The following is a 19,320-nucleotide window of genomic DNA, read 5'->3' as shown; positions in this document are numbered from 1 at the left end:
CCTGCATTTTTAGAAAAAGAATATGTCTTGCCAACCATTCCATTTAGGCTTGGTAGGATGAGGTTCTTTATAAGAACGTCCTCTTGGATGATTATACGCAGGACTACCTCCATTTTTGAACACATCCACATTAAAAATATCATCATACTCATAAGGGTTCTCCCCTTGATTTACATACTCCTGATACGCCTCTGCCCCCGTACCATATTTCTTGTCGAAATATTTTGCCGCCAATTTGCTAGCATGAGTTTCGTACCATCGATTACCATGGTTATTCTTATCAAATGTCGAACTTAAAAGACTTGGCTTAGCTACAACAAACAGATATGCAGGCCCAAGTTTTTTACTTTGCAAATAATGTCCATACTCATGTACAAACAAATGGTCTCTAAAATCAGGTTTGAAGCCCGGAGGGCCCAATATGTAATTACTTAATGTCATTCCCCCCACATCTATTTTAGAATCAATCACTACCGCACCATCAAAGTAGTTCACTTCATTAACGAGATAACAAGTATTCAGAACTTGGTTTACCAAATTACCCAAACCTGTTTGCGCTAATTGCCATGTAAGTCTTGACACCACATCCCAGAAACCTCCCTTAAACAAACCAAGATCAAGTTTAAAGGCATTAATTGTGGAACGCCAATTCTCTTTTTTAGTCCATGCGTTAATGCCTTTCGACCAGGACTTTATGAAAGTATTTACAAATAAATCTTTCACAAAATTGAAAATACCAAAAATGAACTCTCCATTGGGGTCATTATATTTTAACGGATTATTCAAACAATAAGAATATCTGTTATAATTCTGGCTCGAATACGGTTCCTGCAACTGCGGATCAGGAGATAGAAATCTACCAATAACCGGATCATAAAGCCTTGCATTCATATTAATTAAACCAAAAGCTGTCAGATGCTCATGCCCGGTATAACCTCTGCCCAAGAATAACGTAGGTTCCGCACCAACCGCATATAAAGTTTGGTTAGCAGGATTCCTCAACCTCCCCCATGCATCATAACTTAGCTCCTGCTTCAACCCACCTGAAGAATTAACGGTATGAGTTATACTGCCCAGATAATCCCTGCACAGATAATAAACAACCCAAGCCCCTGAACCTTCTTTCACATACACTGCCGCCGCTGAATACGCATCGCCGCCAAGGTACAGAATTTCCTTTGAACCCGCAACTCCTGTCTCGAATTCATATTGATTTCCCCAATAATATCTATTGAGTTGGACCTGATTGTTCTTCTTCAGATTCATTTTGACTCTATTGCCTTCCCCATTATATGTAAATGTTGCTACATAACCATTTTCAGTAATAGTCTCCGGTCTTCTTAAAACATTATAAATAATCTGTTGTTCCCGAAGTGGAACTTCCGTGCCGTAAGGAGTAATCAATGCTATAGCATAAGGTTTTTCGGCATTGTAAGTAAAAGTTCCTACATTAGATATATTGGTTATATTTCCATTGTTACTGTAAGTAGCCGTTTTTCCGGCAAAACTTGTCAATCTGTTCAGATTGTCATAACCAAAGTTTTCCTGAATGTTCCTTACATTGTCTTTTCTCCAGTTCAGATTACCTGTCTTGGCATTAAAGTTATATCCGGAATTCTGAATAACTGTAGAACCATTTTTAACTACTCTACCTGTTGGAGCCCCGTTCGCGTCATAAGAATAGGTGCGGGTTAAAATTCCTGTGTTTACACCGGTCGTCAATCCTAACGCATTTTCAGAAGTTAACTTCCAGATAGATGTCGAGTTATTAAGTTTCACTTCTGAAAGATTACCATAAGAATATGTATAGTTTTCAGTCACAATATTACCGATATTGGAGGCATACGTCAGATCCGATATACACCCATTGGTGTGAATAAATGTTTTTTTGAGCCACTTTCCATCCACATTCGTTTCCTTCAGAGTATTTAGCCTCATCAGAGCATCATAAGTATAGGCTTTGGACGTCCCGTTTGAACTTACCTCAGATTCTATGAGGTTGTCAGCATTATAGCCGTAGTTTATTGTCTGCCCGGCAACCTCCTTTTTAATCAGGCGATGGAAATTATCATAAGTTTTCTTCGTGACATTTCCATTGGCGTCAGTTTCCTGGGCAACATTTCCCATAGTGTCATAAGCATATCGGATAATGCCCAAACTCGGATCGTTCATTGTAGTTTGTCTTCCAAAATCATCATACCCGAATGTAGTTGTAATCTGCCCCGGAGCAACTACGCTAATCATTTGCCCGTCCGGTCTATAATTATAAGTAGTAGTACCTGCGGGATCGGTAACTGATATTATATCTCCGGAAGCATTATATTTCTCTGTTTTTGATACGCCGTCCACCACTAAGGTAATACTCGTATTGGAATACGAAAATGTGTCTTCCTTGCCCGAAGCATATTTCAATGATACAACCCTGTCATAAGCATCATAAGTATATACGTTCCATTGTGCGGGCGCACTCCCTTTAAATGGCATGGAAACTTTAGCCAAACTTCCTTTCTCATCATATACATTATCTGTATAAACATAATTCCCATCAAAACGTTGTTTTCCTGTTCTTACTTCCCTACCCCAAGCGTCGTAATAAGTTTGAGATGCCGGAGAACCTGTAACGGAAACAGTGGAAAGCCATAAAGCTGAAGCCGGAGAAGTAGCCCATGAAAACGAAGTCGTTTCTATGACACCATCAGGTTTGACACTCTTAACTTTTCTGCCAAAATCATCATAGTTGAAGCTGGTTTCCTGGTTCTTATGATTTTTCATGGAGGACAGTTGCCCTTTTGAATTGTATGTATATGTTTCAATCAATCCCAAAGGATCTATTTTCTTTATTACCCTCCCATAAGAATCATATTCATACTTTGTAATTAGATTGGTAGTCGACGCATATTCTCTTAAAGACTCTTGGGATACCAACCCATCTTGATATGAATAGTTGACTTGAGAAATCGCTTTATTATTTGCATAGTGTACTTTTACAACCGGAAGCTGATTAGAATATACAGGTATATACTTCCTGTCAACCCATGTTGAGCCATCTCTTGTTTTTGTGGTTACTTGATCGTACAGAAAACCTATCCTGTAAGTAGAAGCATCATTTGTGTTATGGTAAGAGTTGTTGGTTGTTACTATAAGGCCGTCACTGTAAGTAACCGTCTCTTGGGTCACATTACCATAAGTATCATAAATGTAATTAGAACTAACAGTTGTGTTCTTTAATTTATCCTTTTCTGTTTTATTGCTCAATGCTATCTTGGCTACCTTATTTGAGGCAATAGATACAGTATAATAATAAGAAGCTTCAGACATAGGATTAACTAACTGGGTTATAACTCCAAACTTCATTGGATCAAAAGTCAGTTCAACCTGAGTCCCTTTCATATTATCATGCATTGTAATTTTCCTGAATCCTCTGAATCCTAATCCTTGGCGATGTGTAACGGCATCATTGTAATAGTATGATTTAGAAGACAAATACGTATTGCCATAAAAAGAATATGTATTGCTGACAACATTGATGTCCATATATAATTTATTGTATGGGAAAGTTGTACTATAACCAGATGTCGTCCAATACATACTGCCATTAGTAAGATTTTCATAATCAAATTTCTCAATCACTCCATAACTGTTAATCATGCCGGTTAGCATTCTTCCCCGGGCATCATTACGTGTAAAGGAAATTGGAGTGACAGTGGCATCTTTAATACTTAGCAATTGGCTGGTCCTACAACTATAACCATCTCCTATAGTTCCTGTTATAAAATGAGAATCAGAATCTACAGTCACTTTTGCAGATTCGGCCACAGTATTCAGTTTACCGTTCTGGTTCAGATGTACACTGATTTGAGTTCCCGATTTTACAGCTAAATCGGGAAGTTTATCACCATTCAGATCATGAAACAGAAACTGATAATTGGTATCGGAATTAGATAAAAACTCAAATGTGCTGCTTACAAATCCACTACCGGTTGCCAATAAAGCAGTCCAGGTTTTATACGTACTATTATAGTGAGTTACCGGATAAGAAATGGGTCTAATACACGGAGTGGTAAATTCAAAAGCCTTATCGATATCAACCTTACCACCATTATTAGGAAGAAAGGGATCCTTTATTATCGGATCATCAATAATCTCACCTCTACAGCCACTACATTCACCACAAGGGCGTTTTTTCATTTCAATCCAGTAATCATTCTTCTTCGGACCTAAAAGAAAATCGGTGAGCCCATCACCGTTAATATCTTCAACCAACAATTCTCTTTTGGAAGCACCCGATATATCTGTGCTCTTAATGCCGCTTGTATATGCAATCTGCACAAAAGCACCTCCCTGATATGAGTAAATATAAGTTCCAATTCCGTTTATGAGGCAAATGTCCGTTCTCCCGTCCCCGTTATAATCGACAGAAAAAAGCGCATCTTTAAAATAATCAAATAAGAATGGAGTTTGATCATATATCTTAGTCCTCAATTCCAGATTAAACATAGTGGTTCTTGACCATGTCCTGGTTTCCCCCTTCGGAAGTTTGTTACCCGAAACGGCAACCAATTCCATCTTCCCATCTCCATTGAAATCTCCGGTAATGAATAATCTGGGAACAGCACTTTGCCTGCTGCCTTCTGCAAATGTTCCTTCTAATAAGAAAGATGCATTCCGGGCTGTCATATTCTTATCATAGGTAGTAATATCTACTTTGGCGCTGTTCTGATCATGCAACCAATAATTAATTCTAACCAGTTCATCATTTCCATCGCCATCTATATCAACAGGATATAATTTCTGGAATCCATTACCTGCCTGAATCTTTACCGGTGAACAGAGGTAATCTCCGAGATTCTTATAAACCAACAGATTCTGTGCAGGATCATATTTACTTCCATACTGGTAATTTCCTTTTTTATCATAAGCGGTTATACCATAAGATTCAAAATTAGGATAGGCAACGAGTCCCTCACTCCGGGTAAGAGAATTAAACTTACCCTTATGCAGGATAAGATCAGGAGCCTTACTGTTAGCAAAATAAGTTTCAAGAAAAGCCGTGCTTATCTGGAAACGACTTTCGTCAGACTCACCTCCATAATAGAACATCAGCGGATTAACTTCTTTGCCATTCGATTTAAGACTGATTTTAGACAAGAAACTATATATACTTGTGCCATAACTCAGCGTATAAGTACTAAGAAGCATTGATGATTGATAATATGTATCTATCTTCGACAATAACTTACTATCCTTCATCAGCCGCCCCGCTATATAAGAAGATTGAACATCGCTTCTTGTCTGATAGGTAAACTTTACAGCACCATATTGAGTAGAATTGCTGCCATATTTGATCTCGGTGACATAATAGACGTTATTATCCAACAGATAAGTAAAATCAATATACCCTCCGAATGCATCTACACTTTTAGTAATCGGGTAAGTGATTTGTGCCGATGTATTGGTGGAATATCCAAGAGTTACTTTCTTTCCATCCGGATACCAAACATCAAAATAGTATTTTCCTGATGGTGCATAAAATGTAACTTTCACATTGCCATGCTCTGTCTGATAATCGATTTGAGAAGACGTTTCTGATATCTTAATAAGCCGACTCCCATCTAATGAATAGGCAGAATTCTTATCTAAACTAGCCGGTTTTGCATTGCTTCCATCATAATAATAGTTTGAATTACAAATAGATATATAGGATAATCCCCCTATACACCACCCGTATCCGGCAATACTATTCCCCATCAGACTATTATAAGATAAGGCAAGAGCGGGTTGGTGTCCGTTTTTCCCTCCATATATTTCAATAGGTACACTGTATGTGAGTGAGCCATTTTCTATTCTCGATTGAATAGGTATTTCACCTACTGCTTTTGCCCGGTCTATCTCTACCGTGCTTGGCAATTCGGGCAGGGATGGAGGCGCCGGCAAAAGAGGATCTAACGGTTCAAACGGATCTAATGGTTTCAACGGGGGCTTCAAGAGAGGGGCGTCTAACGAAAGAACTTCACTTCGGACGGCACTGTCTTCCGACGACAACTCATTGACTTCTGTCACGATTTTATACAGTCCGTCTTCATCAGCTTCTTGCATGAATTCATCTTTTAATGGATCTATAACAAGAGAATCCCGGCCTACTGAGATTTGGGCATATCCTGATAAGGTACATAACAGTACCAAGATAAAAAATATTCTTCTCTTCATAATAGCGTATTAGCTTTAGGTTATTCTTTAATTATTTTCCAACTACTGGTATTACCATTATAGACTATCTGCATGATATACATCCCCGGAGTTCGATCAGATATATCTACCGCATTGGACTGAGATATACTGCCCCATTGTTGCAGCAATGTCCCGGTAAGATCATAGAGAGATATTCGGGCATTCTCAAACTTCTCAACTCCTGAAATATCAACTTTGAGCATACCACGGGTAGGGTTGGGATAAATTGTCACCTTAGTTTCCGAAAGTTTTTCTTCATATATGGAAGGCTCTCCTTCATCATCGCTCAAGACTCCCCTTGTCTGAACCACAATTTCCTTTTGACGAGTCAACCGATTACCGGCGCTGTCATAGGTATATTTGATTTTGTTTTGGGCGTATGCATCAGCAGCAGCCCACATAGATAAAACCACGAATAGCAGAAATATGGCAACTATCCGTTTAGATGTTTGAATTCTTAAAAGTAGAAATGTTGTTTTCATGTGATATAAGATTTTATTGACGCTTCAAATAACCACAACTTTCACATAAAAACAAAATATTATATGGTAACAGTGGTAACAAACCTACTTCAGCAAGAAAAGTTGTTTTTCATCTTACAGCTCTTCAGCTCTCCTCAACTGCCCTGTTCATCGGCCTTTCGGCTGAAAGTATCTCCTGAAAGGAAAGATTCTTTGCTTTCAGCTTTCAGCCAATACTTCTTTAGTGAAACAAGGGTCAAGTTGACAAGGAGAATAGTCACTGTGCATAAAAACGCGCAGGAAAAGAAGCAATGTTTTAATGGTTATCATTGCTTCTTTTACCCCAAAACAAGCAATGATATTTACTGAAAAATACTATCTAATAAAATTCAATGACGCATCTATATATCCAGCGTTTCCCATCTATAGATCCAACGTCTCCCATCTATAGATCCAACACCTTCCATCTATAGATCCAATACAGTGAAATACGTGAATTTTCCAATACTAAAGTTTCTAATGAAATAGCATTTATTAAGCATGAAGAATCTCATGATTACAATATCGGCTGAAAGCTGAAAGCAAAGAATCTTTCCTTTCAGGAAATACTTTCAGCCGGAAGGCCGATGAACAGGGCAGTTGACAAGGGCTGAAAGAACTGTAAGATATGATTGGTTAAAAAGACATAACCACCGATTATAGAAAACGATTTAAAAGTAGCATCTCAGTCCACCTTGAATTCCCAAACGATTTACTCCATGACGTTCACTATCAATCACAATTACCGCAGAACTGAAGTCATCAGGACGAGTGAGAGAAGCTCGCCACCATTCCACACCCAGTCCCAGCCCTATCACTCTATTCAACATATACTCTACTCCCCAACTTAGTTCGGCTGCTATCCCCGAGAATCGGTCTCTGCCTGCACCATTCCAGGCATACCCAAAACTCACAGTTCCTCTGATTATCCATTTCTCATCAATCTTCTGACAATAAACTAAGGAAGGAGCCACATATCCCAATGTCACAGTTTCTTCAGGAAAATCAGTGCTGAAAGCTGCACACTCCAGTCCGAATCCATAACCCTTTTTACCAACCCAGTTGTACGCCACTTTATACTCCGGACCTCCTTTCCACTTGTAAGTGCCCGAACGCATTTCTACCCTGCTCGTTATCCAACCATAACCCAAATTGACAATGAACGTATTTCTCGGAGTTCGCATAGCTTTCTCCTGTTCTTTTTCCTTTTCCTTCATTCCGGCCACATCTTCAAGCGTAATACCAATGCTCTTCTCTTGTCCCCAAATACTTACATTCAAGTAAAACAAGGCAAACGTCAACAATATATATTTCATAATCTTCATCTAACAGTTTTTTAATATCTCATTAGTAAATTGGTCTTCACAAGAAATTCTATGATTACAGCAGCCGATTCTTTCTCTTTCTCCGGGAGAGCGTTATACTCTTGCGAATACTCTGGATAATTCAGCAAAATAGTCCTCATATTGTTTTTGGTAATAAGTTTCACTTCTTTATCGTCAGACTCTATCAGATAACAAGCCTTATTTTTCAGTTGCTTAGATGCTACGATCGCCCCACCTATAGCACCAAAGAGTATGCCGGCAGTGACAGCTTCACTCGTCTGTTCCTTGCCAATCTTAGTGCTGATGAAACAAATCCTACCGGTACCAAAACGAAAACCAGGCGCATACCAGCTGCCAAACTTACATCCCTGATACCTTAACTGGCGGCAGTTTACATACAAGGTATCCTGATGTATGATATACTTTACATCTTTCTTTAATAACTTATCCGTCTCCTTATTACCTGTCTCTGGTTTAAAATCAGCACCTCCATTCCAAAATCTCTTACTTTTAGACCTGGATTCAATAGTGAGATTCTCCAATGCAGTAAACTTTCCATCCATGTAATCGGAAAATGAAAGAGCATATCTGCTCTGAGCAAAAGAGGCAGTTGCAAATAGCAACAGCATCAAACCTAAGATGTGTTTATTCCGTATCATAAAATTTGTATTTGAGTATGATTTTAAATATTCAATGTTTTCCGTCCAACCGGATGATATATCCGGTTGGACGGGTTGCACTCAACCTATATTATTCCATGTCTGGTAATAATATTTTCTTCAGTTTTTCAAGAAGTTGATCCTGTTCCTCTATTTCATTATCTTCTAATAAAACATTAAGAACCTCTTCATCTTTTTCATAATCATAAACATCGACTCCAAACCAACCTGAACCCCAAAAATGAATATATCCTCCTTTTTGGGATGATTCAAAGGTAATCGCATAAAGAGAACCAAAATCGCCTTCGCTATAATAGTTACATTCAATAGTATAATCTATTAAATGTGGAATCAGATTTTTCTGAACCCATCCTAAATCTTTCATTGTCTTATTATTTAATTTTCAATATCGGTGATAAACTACGTACTTTAGGCAACATTTGACCACCTTGTTTGTTTAAAGCACGTATTTGACTTCCCTTAGCACTGGGACCAACAGTTTTATACCAATTAGGTTTTCCGCCTTGTATTAGACTATTCTTAGGTACTTTAAACTCAACATATACAGAACCTACTTTGGCTCCTTGAAAAGCATCAGATCCTCCAGTTGCGACAAATGTCAATCCCTCCGGTCCTTCCACCATACGTCCCGTTTTCTTCATTATATTATACTCATTTTCAGACATCCAACGTCCAACCCTTACCTCGCCTCCTTTGGGAATCCCTGTAAGCATGCCCACTTTGTTATCCAAAGAATAATTCGCCGCACTCCCAACTGCCGATAATCCGCTTGTCACGAAGCTCTTTTTGGCACCGCTCCACATTCCGTCCAAGAAGGAGGTATTAGGGTCATCATCAGCTACAGCCATTATCCCACCCATCACTGTACCGAAAGGTAGACCGGAAGCTTCATGCACTATCAGTTCCCGAAGCATCGGAGACGATATCTTTTCCGTCAGTTTCTGAACGGGACCGGCGAACTTACTTGCAATTTCACCACCAACGTAAGCCATCGTACCGGCCATTATACCGTCAAATGCAACTTGCTGCAGATTGATATTGTTCCACCCATTGTTAAAACCCTGACCAATCGCAGAATTGGCAGCACCGGCACCGGCCGTAATGCCGATAGCGGCACCGGGAAAAGCAGCGGTCAATGCACCGGAAACGGCACCTGTAGCAAAATAGGACAATCCTTCCCAGCTTAAATCCGCACCATTGGCAACCCAGTTTATTGCTCCTCCGATAGCCGCACCAATGATGAGATGCCAAAACTCCCCACTCGGGTCCGTATATATTAACGGATTATTCAAGCAATAAGTATATCGATTGAAATTTTGTGAGAAATCAGGCATCTGAACAAACGGATCAGGACTCAAGAACCGAGCCAGTAACGGATCATACATACGGCCATTCATGTCTATCAGCTTGAACTCATCCAGATGTTCATGTCCCGTATAGCCACGGTGGAACTTGAAGGTATTATTAGCTACCGTACGTCTGCCCCAGACATCGTATGAAGCCTTGAAAACCTCAGTACCCGCATTGTCGGTCAACTTCACAACACTGCCCAAATGGTCTTTGTGGGCATAATAAATCTTATCAGGCTGCCCGGATTGTTTCACATATACCGCTACCAAACCGTTATTGCCACCAAGATAATATAATTGTTTCGTTACACCGCCTTCGGTGACCATCTCATAATCGCCCGCATATACAGTCGTACGTGCAACCGCATTGTTCGTCTTCAACGTAGATTTCCAACGTTGGCGATCAGGACCATACGTGATGTTCAACAGGTAATTGTTCGAACCGACCGTTTCACTGATAGAGGAAACTTTATCAAATGCAGTATACGCAATGGTCTGGTTATTCTCGGAAATCAGGCCACCGGTATTGTCAACGGTACTTACCGCATGAGGTTTGTCATAACTGTATGAACCCAAGCCTGTTTTAGAAACAATATTACCATTGGCATGATAACCCATGTTCATGACTGTAGAACTACCTTGCTTTACAACAGTCAAACGATCTGCACTGTCATAAGTGAAGGTTTCCGTTTGCCCAATCATACCCGTACGCGAAGTAAGATTGCCTGTAGCACCATCAAACACATAGTTCATATTATGCAGCGACGTAGTGCCTTTCATCGTTTTCAGGTTACTAAGTAAGCCTTGCGAATTACGGGTTTCGGTAGAAATCAATGTACCGCCAAGTTTGGTAGTAGTGACAGTTCCGGTAGCTCCCGTGAGTTCCCAGATATTTTGCGTACCTGCCAGCACCTGTCGCAGATTGCCATAAGCGTCATAGTTGCGACTGACGGTCAAAGATCCAGGATAGGCAATATTACTCAGTTGCCCCTGTGAGTTATAAGAGTAAGTAAATGCCAAAGCACCTGTTCCTTCTATTTGACGTGTCTCAGTCCTCGTACGACCGTAATTGTCATACGTATAAGTCGTGTAATTATTACCCGTCTGTTCCTTTGTCAGACGCAGCAAGTTGTTGCCGGACGTTCCATAGGTATAGGTCGTAGTTACACCATCCGTTGCGGAAGAGGACATACGCCCCAGCACATCATAGGTATTTGTCGTGGTTTTACTTTTCCCGTCAACCTGAGTTTTCAATCGTCCGGCAGCGTCATACGTATAGGTTATGGTACCTGCATTGGGATCGGTCAACGTCTTTTGCTTGCCCGTGTCATAATAAGTCATAGTGAAAGTAGCTCCACCTGTGACTATCTTTTGAGGTTTTCCCAGTGACTTATAAGTATAGGCAATGCTGGAAACCGGATCGGTCACGGATTTCACTCCACCCCAGGGATCATAGACTTGGGTATAAGTTTTCCCGTTTGTGGTACTCGATACTGTACGGTTCCCATAAGCGTAAGAAACGGATCTCCCTGCACTGCTTGTTTGGGTCAGCACTCGCCCACGAGCATCATACGTATAGTTCTCCGTCGTGGTAAGATTGCCAGTTTCTGTCTTTTTCTGAGTGATCAGCCCTTTGTTGTTATAAGTCGTAGCCTCTTTAATGGACATACTTTGGGGACCGATTGTTTCTACCAATACCTCACGCCCCTGATTGTCGTACCAGGTTTTTATCCAGGGCTCTCCCGTAGCTTGGGCAAGCGTAAAGAATCGTTTACTTGAATTGACATTCCAACCACTCAGATAACTTCTCCTAGTACCGTCGGGAAAAAGAGTAGACAGTCTGTTCCCCCATCCATCAAACGTATGCCTAGTTGTTAACTTATTGGAAGTATCACTTTCGTCAGTTTCCGTCAGGACATTTCCCCAAGTATCATATGTATAAGCAATAATGGATGACAACGGATTAGTAGAAGTTTTAGCGATAAAACGTTTCGTTGTATCATAATCATAGTTGCTGGTAAGGGCGGAAACTCCAGAGCCACTGACTTTCTCCGTCTTCACGTTTCCCCAAGTATCGTAGGTGAATTCAGTAGTTAAAGGCAAAGAGGAACCATAATTTTCAACAGTCTTCGTTTTATATCCTTTAGAGGTATCATACGTGATTTCCATCTTCTGCGTGAAAGTCGACGAGTCGTCCGTATGCTTCTGTACCTTTGTGATCAGCTGGGGCTGATAGGTTTTTCCGGCAAGGGTATAGTTGCCATATTGAACAGTGCGATACATGTTATTACCATAGTCTGCCTTTTCCTGGGTCATGTAACCATAGGTAGTATTGAACTGACGGGTGGTAGTAATCATATTGCCATCCAGATCCTTCTCTGTAGTAGATGAAGGGTAAGCAAAGTATTTCCTGGAGCCTTTATCCACAATAGTCAGCGTAGTGTTAGTTTCAGCCGTACTGCCGTCTATGGTATTTTTAGTATAGGTAGCAGATGGTATATAGAAGGAAGTATTCCATGCTTTTACACCAGATTCAGAAACCGTTCCCAACGTCGTATTCTCAGCTATCATGGAAGACATTCCCAACAGCCCTTTTCCTTGCAAATGCATTTTAAGGCCACTGTAGCGATAGTTAGTTGTCATTGTTCTGCCTGCCGCACCATTATCCGAATTTACTTTCTTTACTACATGCAAAGGCAAAGTATAATCGGCAACAGGATAACTGCTACCCGTACCTTTGGTATAGATACCGCCATTGACAAGGGAGGTATAAGTAATATTCGTCACACTGCCATAGTCACCGGTAACAGAAGTTACCTTACCTTTGTCTGTATTGTAACTACTATTAGGGTATAATCGCCATACAGGGTCTCTGTTTGCATCGCTACTATTATAACAATTGTAACCATAATTCATCAGTTCCACCTGACCGTCACCGTTGAAGTCGCCCACCAGATAACGGGATGAGAGGGCATCTTCATCTCTGTTAGAAGTCGCCGAACGCACTATGGTAAGCGCGCTTCCTGTAGAATGCATCCAATAGGTATAAGTTTTATTGAATTCGCCCCAAGAACCTTGAAATATAGCGCTCTTCTTATCATACATGGCCTTGGTTATCACCACATCCGATTTCCCGTCAAGATCGAAATCATATATAAGGCAATCAAACCTTGAATCATCTTTTGAAGTAAAGCTCTGATCGTAAAGCCCCAATGTGCATGCCTGCGACTTAGTAAAAGTTCCATTGCCATTATTCAAAGCAAAATACCAACTACTTTCACCGGTACTGTTCATTAGGATATCCATTAAACCATCGCCATTGAAATCACCGGAACGAATCATCCACACTTTAGAAACATTGGTTCCCGTAGTTTTCTTAGCATCCGAAAAGGTGGTTCCTGTTATTCCGTTACCCTGATTCCAAAAGATGGTATAACCTCCACTATAAATTACCATCATATCTTCCAACCCGTTGCCGTTGAGATCAGATACAAATACCTTATCAGGACTAGAAGGTAAAGTCAAATTAAATGCCGTGCGATATAAAGATGTTCCTGAATTATGCCCAATAATTTCACCCGGATACCTGTTACCACTATGTCCCTTTTCTATGAAAACAATATCTCCTTTTCCGTCATTATTTAAATCACCAGTAGCATAGGCGGGCATTTCGCTGCTGTATTGTAAGTTATATCCGAAAGCCCCCTGAACCGTGTTTCCATAAACATAAAAAGCTATTTGCTTCCAATGATCATTGATGCTTACATGTGGTACTACAAATTCATTCAGACCGTCTCCATCAAAATCGATGACGGACGATCCCGCTTTGTACTCTTGCATGTCAGACAATTGAAAACTTGCTCCAAGACGATAATTCGTTCCATCGACAAATCGGACATTTCCAGAAGAGTCCAGCGAAGCCCAATATATATAAGCGTAAGTATCATAAGTCCAAGAATTCGTACCTGTCGGTATCTTTACAGGAGAGATTCCCATCATATCCGTCAAACCATCTCCATTGAAATCACCAGCAATAAATTGCTGTTCAGAAAATGCGACTGCTGGATAAACAGAAGCAGCATTCACCTGAGGAGAAACAGGAATACTATATAGGGAAGGCAAATAAGACCAGTTTAACTTAACAGGTTGCATAACATCGCCGGCGCCATTCCTCTCCGTAACACTTGTCAGACGTGAATATTTAGTACCGGAAGCATCACCGGTGGTATTGTATTGCAAGTCATAAACACGGTAAACCGAACTTCCCGTTTTGCTTGTAATGGTTTTCAGTCTACGATCCATGGTTCCTTTTACGCCTTCAATAACAAATAGCTGTGGATCATTGGAGCGAGTTTCATAACTGAAAGTAACCGTATTCTGTAAACCGGTACTCCCATTCTTATTATTTCCATACATTATAGTGTTGGGGTACATGCAGTAACTCCACTTATTATAGGTATAATTCATGTAATTACCCAACGAATCTTCCACGTAATCCAGATACCATGCATAGATTCTGGGGGAATTACCGGCTGTGTAGCTTTGTCGGGCACCGGTTGTATTTCCATAATAACATATCTGCCCGGTAGAAGATTGTACTTCAAACCATGTATTAGCTGTAGAAGTAGTGTATGTGCCATGAACAATCACTTTAGTAAAAGGATCGGATTCCGGATAATATACGGCTCCCTCTTGCCCTATAGTGCCAGAAGAATAAACCAAGCGTTTGCCGTCCAGATAATAGGCCTCATCGGCGGAGAAAGTCAATGCCTTGGCTGTACCGTCATGATACATATCCTTCGGACCGCGAGTTATAACTGACATTCCCGACAAATTACATCCCCAACCCAACATTCCATTTCCCGCCTGACTATTATAAACGATAACAAGCGTAGGTTGCATACCTCCTACACCTTGCGGAATTTTAATAGGAATTGAATACGTAGCAGCTCCAGTAGCCGATACATCAAAAGTTCCACCAAGAGAGCCAACGGCTTCCGGTTCCGCACTATATGTGTTGGGAATGTCCGGATAATCAAAATCTTCCGAGGCATATCCGGTAATATTGGTGGTAATAAGTTCTGCTGTATCATATCCTTCCGATACTATATAATAGGTGCCCGGTTCTAAAGTTCTCTGTATAAAGGCATGAGAGGATGAAGAACAGCGACCATCATCTGAGTAATAATCATTGGAAGCGATAACACCTCCCGCGGCATTCAACAGATAGGCGCAAGTTTCATAGACCATTGATCCGCAATGAGTTATTATTACAGCCATTTTACGGGTTAATGTGAACTTATAGAAAACGTCCTCTTGTTCTCCGGCTGCATACTGATTAGAAAAAAGACTCATATTCTGTGTATCAGAATAGTCAAAACTCTTGCTGTAAGTACCGGTGTCAATAGCACTCTGTCGACTATCCCCTTCTGAAGATAAAAATATCCCGGTTATTTGAGTAGTAATAACTCCGTTCTCTTCATATCCTTCTGCCACGACGTAGTACGTGCCGGCATCCAGTATCTTTGATAAATAAGCCTCTCCAGCACCACCGCCACAGCCCATGGAGAAGTCAGCATCATCGTTATAGTCAATTAATTTTCCGGAAGCATCCAAAAGGCTCAAATAGGTATCAGAAAGCTCTGATTCGCAATGCTTCATGATGACCTTCATCCTAGTATTTATAGTAAATTTATAAAAAACATCATTGGAAGGTCGCCCCGTATAATTGTTTGTAAAATCTTCCGTGTTTTGTGAATCAGAATAATCAAATTCAGAATTATAAGTCCCAACTTCAATTGGATATGATCTAGTATTTCCCTGTTGTGCATGAACAGAGGATGAGAACAACACGATAAAAAATATCAATGATAAATGTGTTTTCATGGAGGAGTGTGTTTTAAGGTTATCTTATTCTTTAATTATTTTCCAGCTGCTAATCTTACCATTGTAGGCAACCTGCATGATATACATTCCTGGAGTCCGTTCGGATAAATCAATTGTATTGGACTGGGATATACCCGCCCACTGCTGCAACAACTTTCCGGTAAGATCATAGAGAGATATTTGGGCGTTCTCAAACTTTTCAACTCCTGAGATATCAACTTTGAGTACTCCCTTTGTCGGGTTGGGATAAATAGTAACTTTCGTTTCTGAAAGTTCTTCTTCATATACCGATGGTTCTTCTTCATCGCTCAAAGCACCCCTTGTCTGAACCACAATTTCCTTTTGGCGAGACAACCTATTACCGGCACTGTCATAGGTATATTTGATTTTATTTTGGGCGTATGCATCAGCGGCTGCCCACATAGATAAAACCACGAATAGCAGGAATATGACAGCTATCCGTTTAAATATTCGTTTGTCATTCTTCATGATGTGTAGTGTTTATTCAATACTGAATCCTCCCAACAACAAGGTTTCTCCTATAGAAATCTCTAACACATAGTCTCCCACTTTCGTGCCGGACATGTCTACTACTATACAACTTTCATCAAAGTACGACTGATAGTAAGCCATTTCACCGGTCAAAGAATCTGATACGCTCACAGTTAAAGTGCCACATGGGACAGGAATATCAATAAATAATTTACTATCTTCAACATCATAGCAAGCGATAATCCATGAAGCCGGATCTACAGAACGAGGAGTGCCTTGAGAAGTATTCGTAGCAGTTTTTAATATAATCCGTTTCCTCATAGATTGAGATTCTGCCCCAACCTGAACTGATAATAAAATCCCTATCAATAACAAGAATAAAAATTTTGTTTTCATAATATATAAGATTAATTGGTTGATGCTCCAAATAACTAAATTTTTATTATGAAAATCAAGAAAAAAAAGGTAACAGAGGTAACAAACTCATGTAGACTTACAGTAACACTCTATAGAGCCAATCACATAAGTTTTTGATTATCAGAACCAAATACCTTATCAAAAAGAACAGTATCCATTTTATCCTTAATCCGGTGTTTTCTTGCTTTTATAGCATCTGAAGAAGCATCCATTATACCTAAAAGCAAATCTTTGGGACAATGAAGCAGGCTCAACAGGCAATAAAATAAATCTTCATTAGTTAATGAACGGCAATTCTCCCTCAAATTATTCATAACATCTAAGAATGATTCCCGGATATCACCAATAATCCTTTCCCTATAATCCTGAATTTTGAGAATGCGTTTACCAGGCTTCATATTTTTCAACTCATTCAATTTCTTATACCCCTCAGTTGCTTCGAATAATGAAATACAAATCTGCAAGTTTTTTTCTTTCAGATCATGCAATTCTGCACTTTTTTCTTCAATTGGTGCAGAGCTTTCACTCAGCATCATTATTTCCGCACGATTCTCATTCAATTGTTTTTGCAGAGCTATATACTTATTCTTACGACATCTATCCCTCCACATATAAATTAATGCCAATACTAAAAATAAGCCCCAAAAACAGTAAATCATCTTTTTCTTTGCAAGTTGATGCTCTTTCAACAATGCGTATTTATGGATTTCCAATTGATGATTGTCCATCAAATCACCAATTTCGGCTCGATACGCACTCGCTTGAATAGAATCAAAGTAAACGATGAAAGAATCGGCACACAAAGCAGCCTCTCGCCAGCGGGATTGCTCTTTGTTTAATTCAAATAGTCTATCAAAAGCAGAGGCTTTAGTTTCAATATCAAAGGAATATTTAGCCAGATTCCAATAATAAAGAGCCGAATCTTTTTTATTCAAATGATTCATAATATCACCCTTCAAGAAATAAATAGAATAAAGACTTTCCTCCACTTCTATGTCTCTCATTGCTTCTGAGATATAACTATTCGCCTCTTCATATTCTCCTCTCTCATTATAGAGAGCGGCTATATTTTTATAAATAAGAGGTTTAAAGGCAGAAGTTTGCAAAGAATCAGCCAGAAGCTTCGCCTGCTGATAATAAATGAAAGCACTATCAGAATCATCTTTTATCAGGTAATTGTCTCCTATCTTCAACAAGGCATACAAAGCCCGATCAATATGCGCGGTACCGCAAAGAGCATAAGCATTCTTATGTGCATCTATCGCAGCAGAATTCAAATATTGTTCTCCATAGCAATCTCCCAAATGTCCATATACCATCGACAAAAATACCGAGTCACCTCCTTGCGGCATAGTCCTCAATGACTTCAAATATAGATTTATGGCAGTAGATATGTCTTCTTGCTCCCGATGCACACACCCGCTATAAAAATAAGATTTTGCCAATTGTTCTCTATCGCTGTTCTTTTCAAAATAATCCACAGCTACCTGTATTAAAGAATCATTCTCCAGCGACACATAATTCTTATACTTCGCCTGCGTAAGCAGCAAGGCATACCATGCCCTGTCTGTTTTCCCCATCTCCTGCGGTGCAGGTATAGCTTCCAGCAATTGCAGCGAACTGTCAGGATGCGACTGCATCAACGAATCAGCCAATAACAGAATAGAACTGACTGCATGAGAACCTCTTCTACATGCCCCCAGCAGAATAGTAAATGATATGAAGAACAGGAAAGCAGGTAACAGTTTTTTCATGCTATTTTAGACTTCTCGTTTCAATACAACAAAGATAGTAACAAATCATGGAAAAAGCCAATGAGAAAGTAAACTGTTGAAACATAAATAGTGGCCCATTATCATTTTGACACTTTGCATTTCTAATTGTCTGAGAATGCATTATTCCCGAACAACTGACCATGGAGGTAAAAAGAAACAAACGAAATTCAGCAAGCCACAGATTATTAATAATATATCGAAATACTTACACTTCTTTTAGAGTAAAACACTACCCTAAAAACACAAATATAAGGAGAATTGCCGGCACAAATAAGTGCACTACCCATAAGTAGTAACCCTTTTGACCGTAAGTAGTAATGATATCACCTATAAGTAGTAACCTTATGGTCCATAAGTAGTAACCCTTTTCTGCATAAGAAGCCCGGAAACATGTAAGAATATGCAAGAATAACGAATTTACATTCCTTATTTATTCATAGAATATTCTATAATGCAAAATTGAGAAATACCTATAATCACATAAAATAAAGAAACAACATCAATTTGATTAAAACATCAATAAATAGAAAACAATTTGCCAGCCCACCCTACAATCGTTCTGTTCCCTTAAGAACAACCAGAGGAAAAGATTCGTTTGCTGACAACAAATGAAATCATTTGCCAATAAGCTATGAAACTATTTGTTAGTAACAAACAAAACAGCATAT

General features: G+C 39.6%; 9 protein-coding genes. All 9 read right to left on the bottom strand.

Going from position 1 to position 19,320, the window contains the following annotated elements:
* Positions 1-9 precede the first annotated feature (9 nt).
* The 9 genes from K429_RS28665 to K429_RS0111050 all read right to left on the bottom strand — a co-directional run bounded on the left by K429_RS28665 (position 10) and on the right by K429_RS0111050 (position 18,457).
* Positions 10-6,207, bottom strand: a complete 6,198-nt coding sequence (locus K429_RS28665; RefSeq protein WP_026366970.1) for an RHS repeat-associated core domain-containing protein — start codon at positions 6,205-6,207, stop codon at positions 10-12.
* A 20-nt stretch (positions 6,208-6,227) separates the two neighbouring features.
* Positions 6,228-6,710 (bottom strand): T9SS type A sorting domain-containing protein, encoded by a 483-nt coding sequence (locus tag K429_RS0111090; protein ID WP_026366969.1) that lies wholly within the window; start codon positions 6,708-6,710, stop codon positions 6,228-6,230.
* 689 nt (positions 6,711-7,399) lie between these two features.
* The gene (locus K429_RS0111080; protein ID WP_007211505.1) at positions 7,400-8,053 is read right to left on the bottom strand and encodes a hypothetical protein; all 654 of its coding nucleotides are present in this window, start codon (positions 8,051-8,053) and stop codon (positions 7,400-7,402) included.
* A gap of 11 nt (positions 8,054-8,064) precedes the next feature.
* A complete protein-coding gene (locus K429_RS0111075) occupies positions 8,065-8,712 on the bottom strand; it encodes a DUF6563 family protein (RefSeq protein WP_034752994.1) in 648 nt (215 codons plus the stop codon).
* Positions 8,713-8,803: 91 nt separating this feature from the next.
* Positions 8,804-9,097 carry a hypothetical protein gene (locus K429_RS0111070; protein WP_007211503.1) on the bottom strand — a complete coding sequence of 98 codons (294 nt, stop codon included), beginning with the start codon at positions 9,095-9,097 and terminating at the stop codon, positions 8,804-8,806.
* 7 nt (positions 9,098-9,104) lie between these two features.
* Positions 9,105-15,743 (bottom strand): FG-GAP-like repeat-containing protein, encoded by a 6,639-nt coding sequence (locus tag K429_RS0111065; protein ID WP_197031239.1) that lies wholly within the window; start codon positions 15,741-15,743, stop codon positions 9,105-9,107.
* 249 nt (positions 15,744-15,992) lie between these two features.
* A complete protein-coding gene (locus tag K429_RS0111060; protein WP_022208891.1) occupies positions 15,993-16,457 on the bottom strand; it encodes a T9SS type A sorting domain-containing protein in 465 nt (154 codons plus the stop codon).
* Positions 16,458-16,469: 12 nt separating this feature from the next.
* The gene (locus K429_RS0111055) at positions 16,470-16,856 is read right to left on the bottom strand and encodes a DUF3244 domain-containing protein (protein WP_081679776.1); all 387 of its coding nucleotides are present in this window, start codon (positions 16,854-16,856) and stop codon (positions 16,470-16,472) included.
* A 122-nt stretch (positions 16,857-16,978) separates the two neighbouring features.
* Positions 16,979-18,457, bottom strand: coding sequence for a tetratricopeptide repeat protein (locus tag K429_RS0111050; protein ID WP_229098639.1), 1,479 nt, complete (start codon positions 18,455-18,457; stop codon positions 16,979-16,981).
* Between the last annotated feature and the right edge of the window lie 863 nt (positions 18,458-19,320).

This window comes from Bacteroides sp. 14(A) (assembly GCF_000526555.1).
GTDB lineage: Bacteria > Bacteroidota > Bacteroidia > Bacteroidales > Bacteroidaceae > Bacteroides > Bacteroides cellulosilyticus.
Note: the sequence above shows the minus strand (reverse complement) of the source record. Positions and strands in the feature narration are given on the sequence as shown.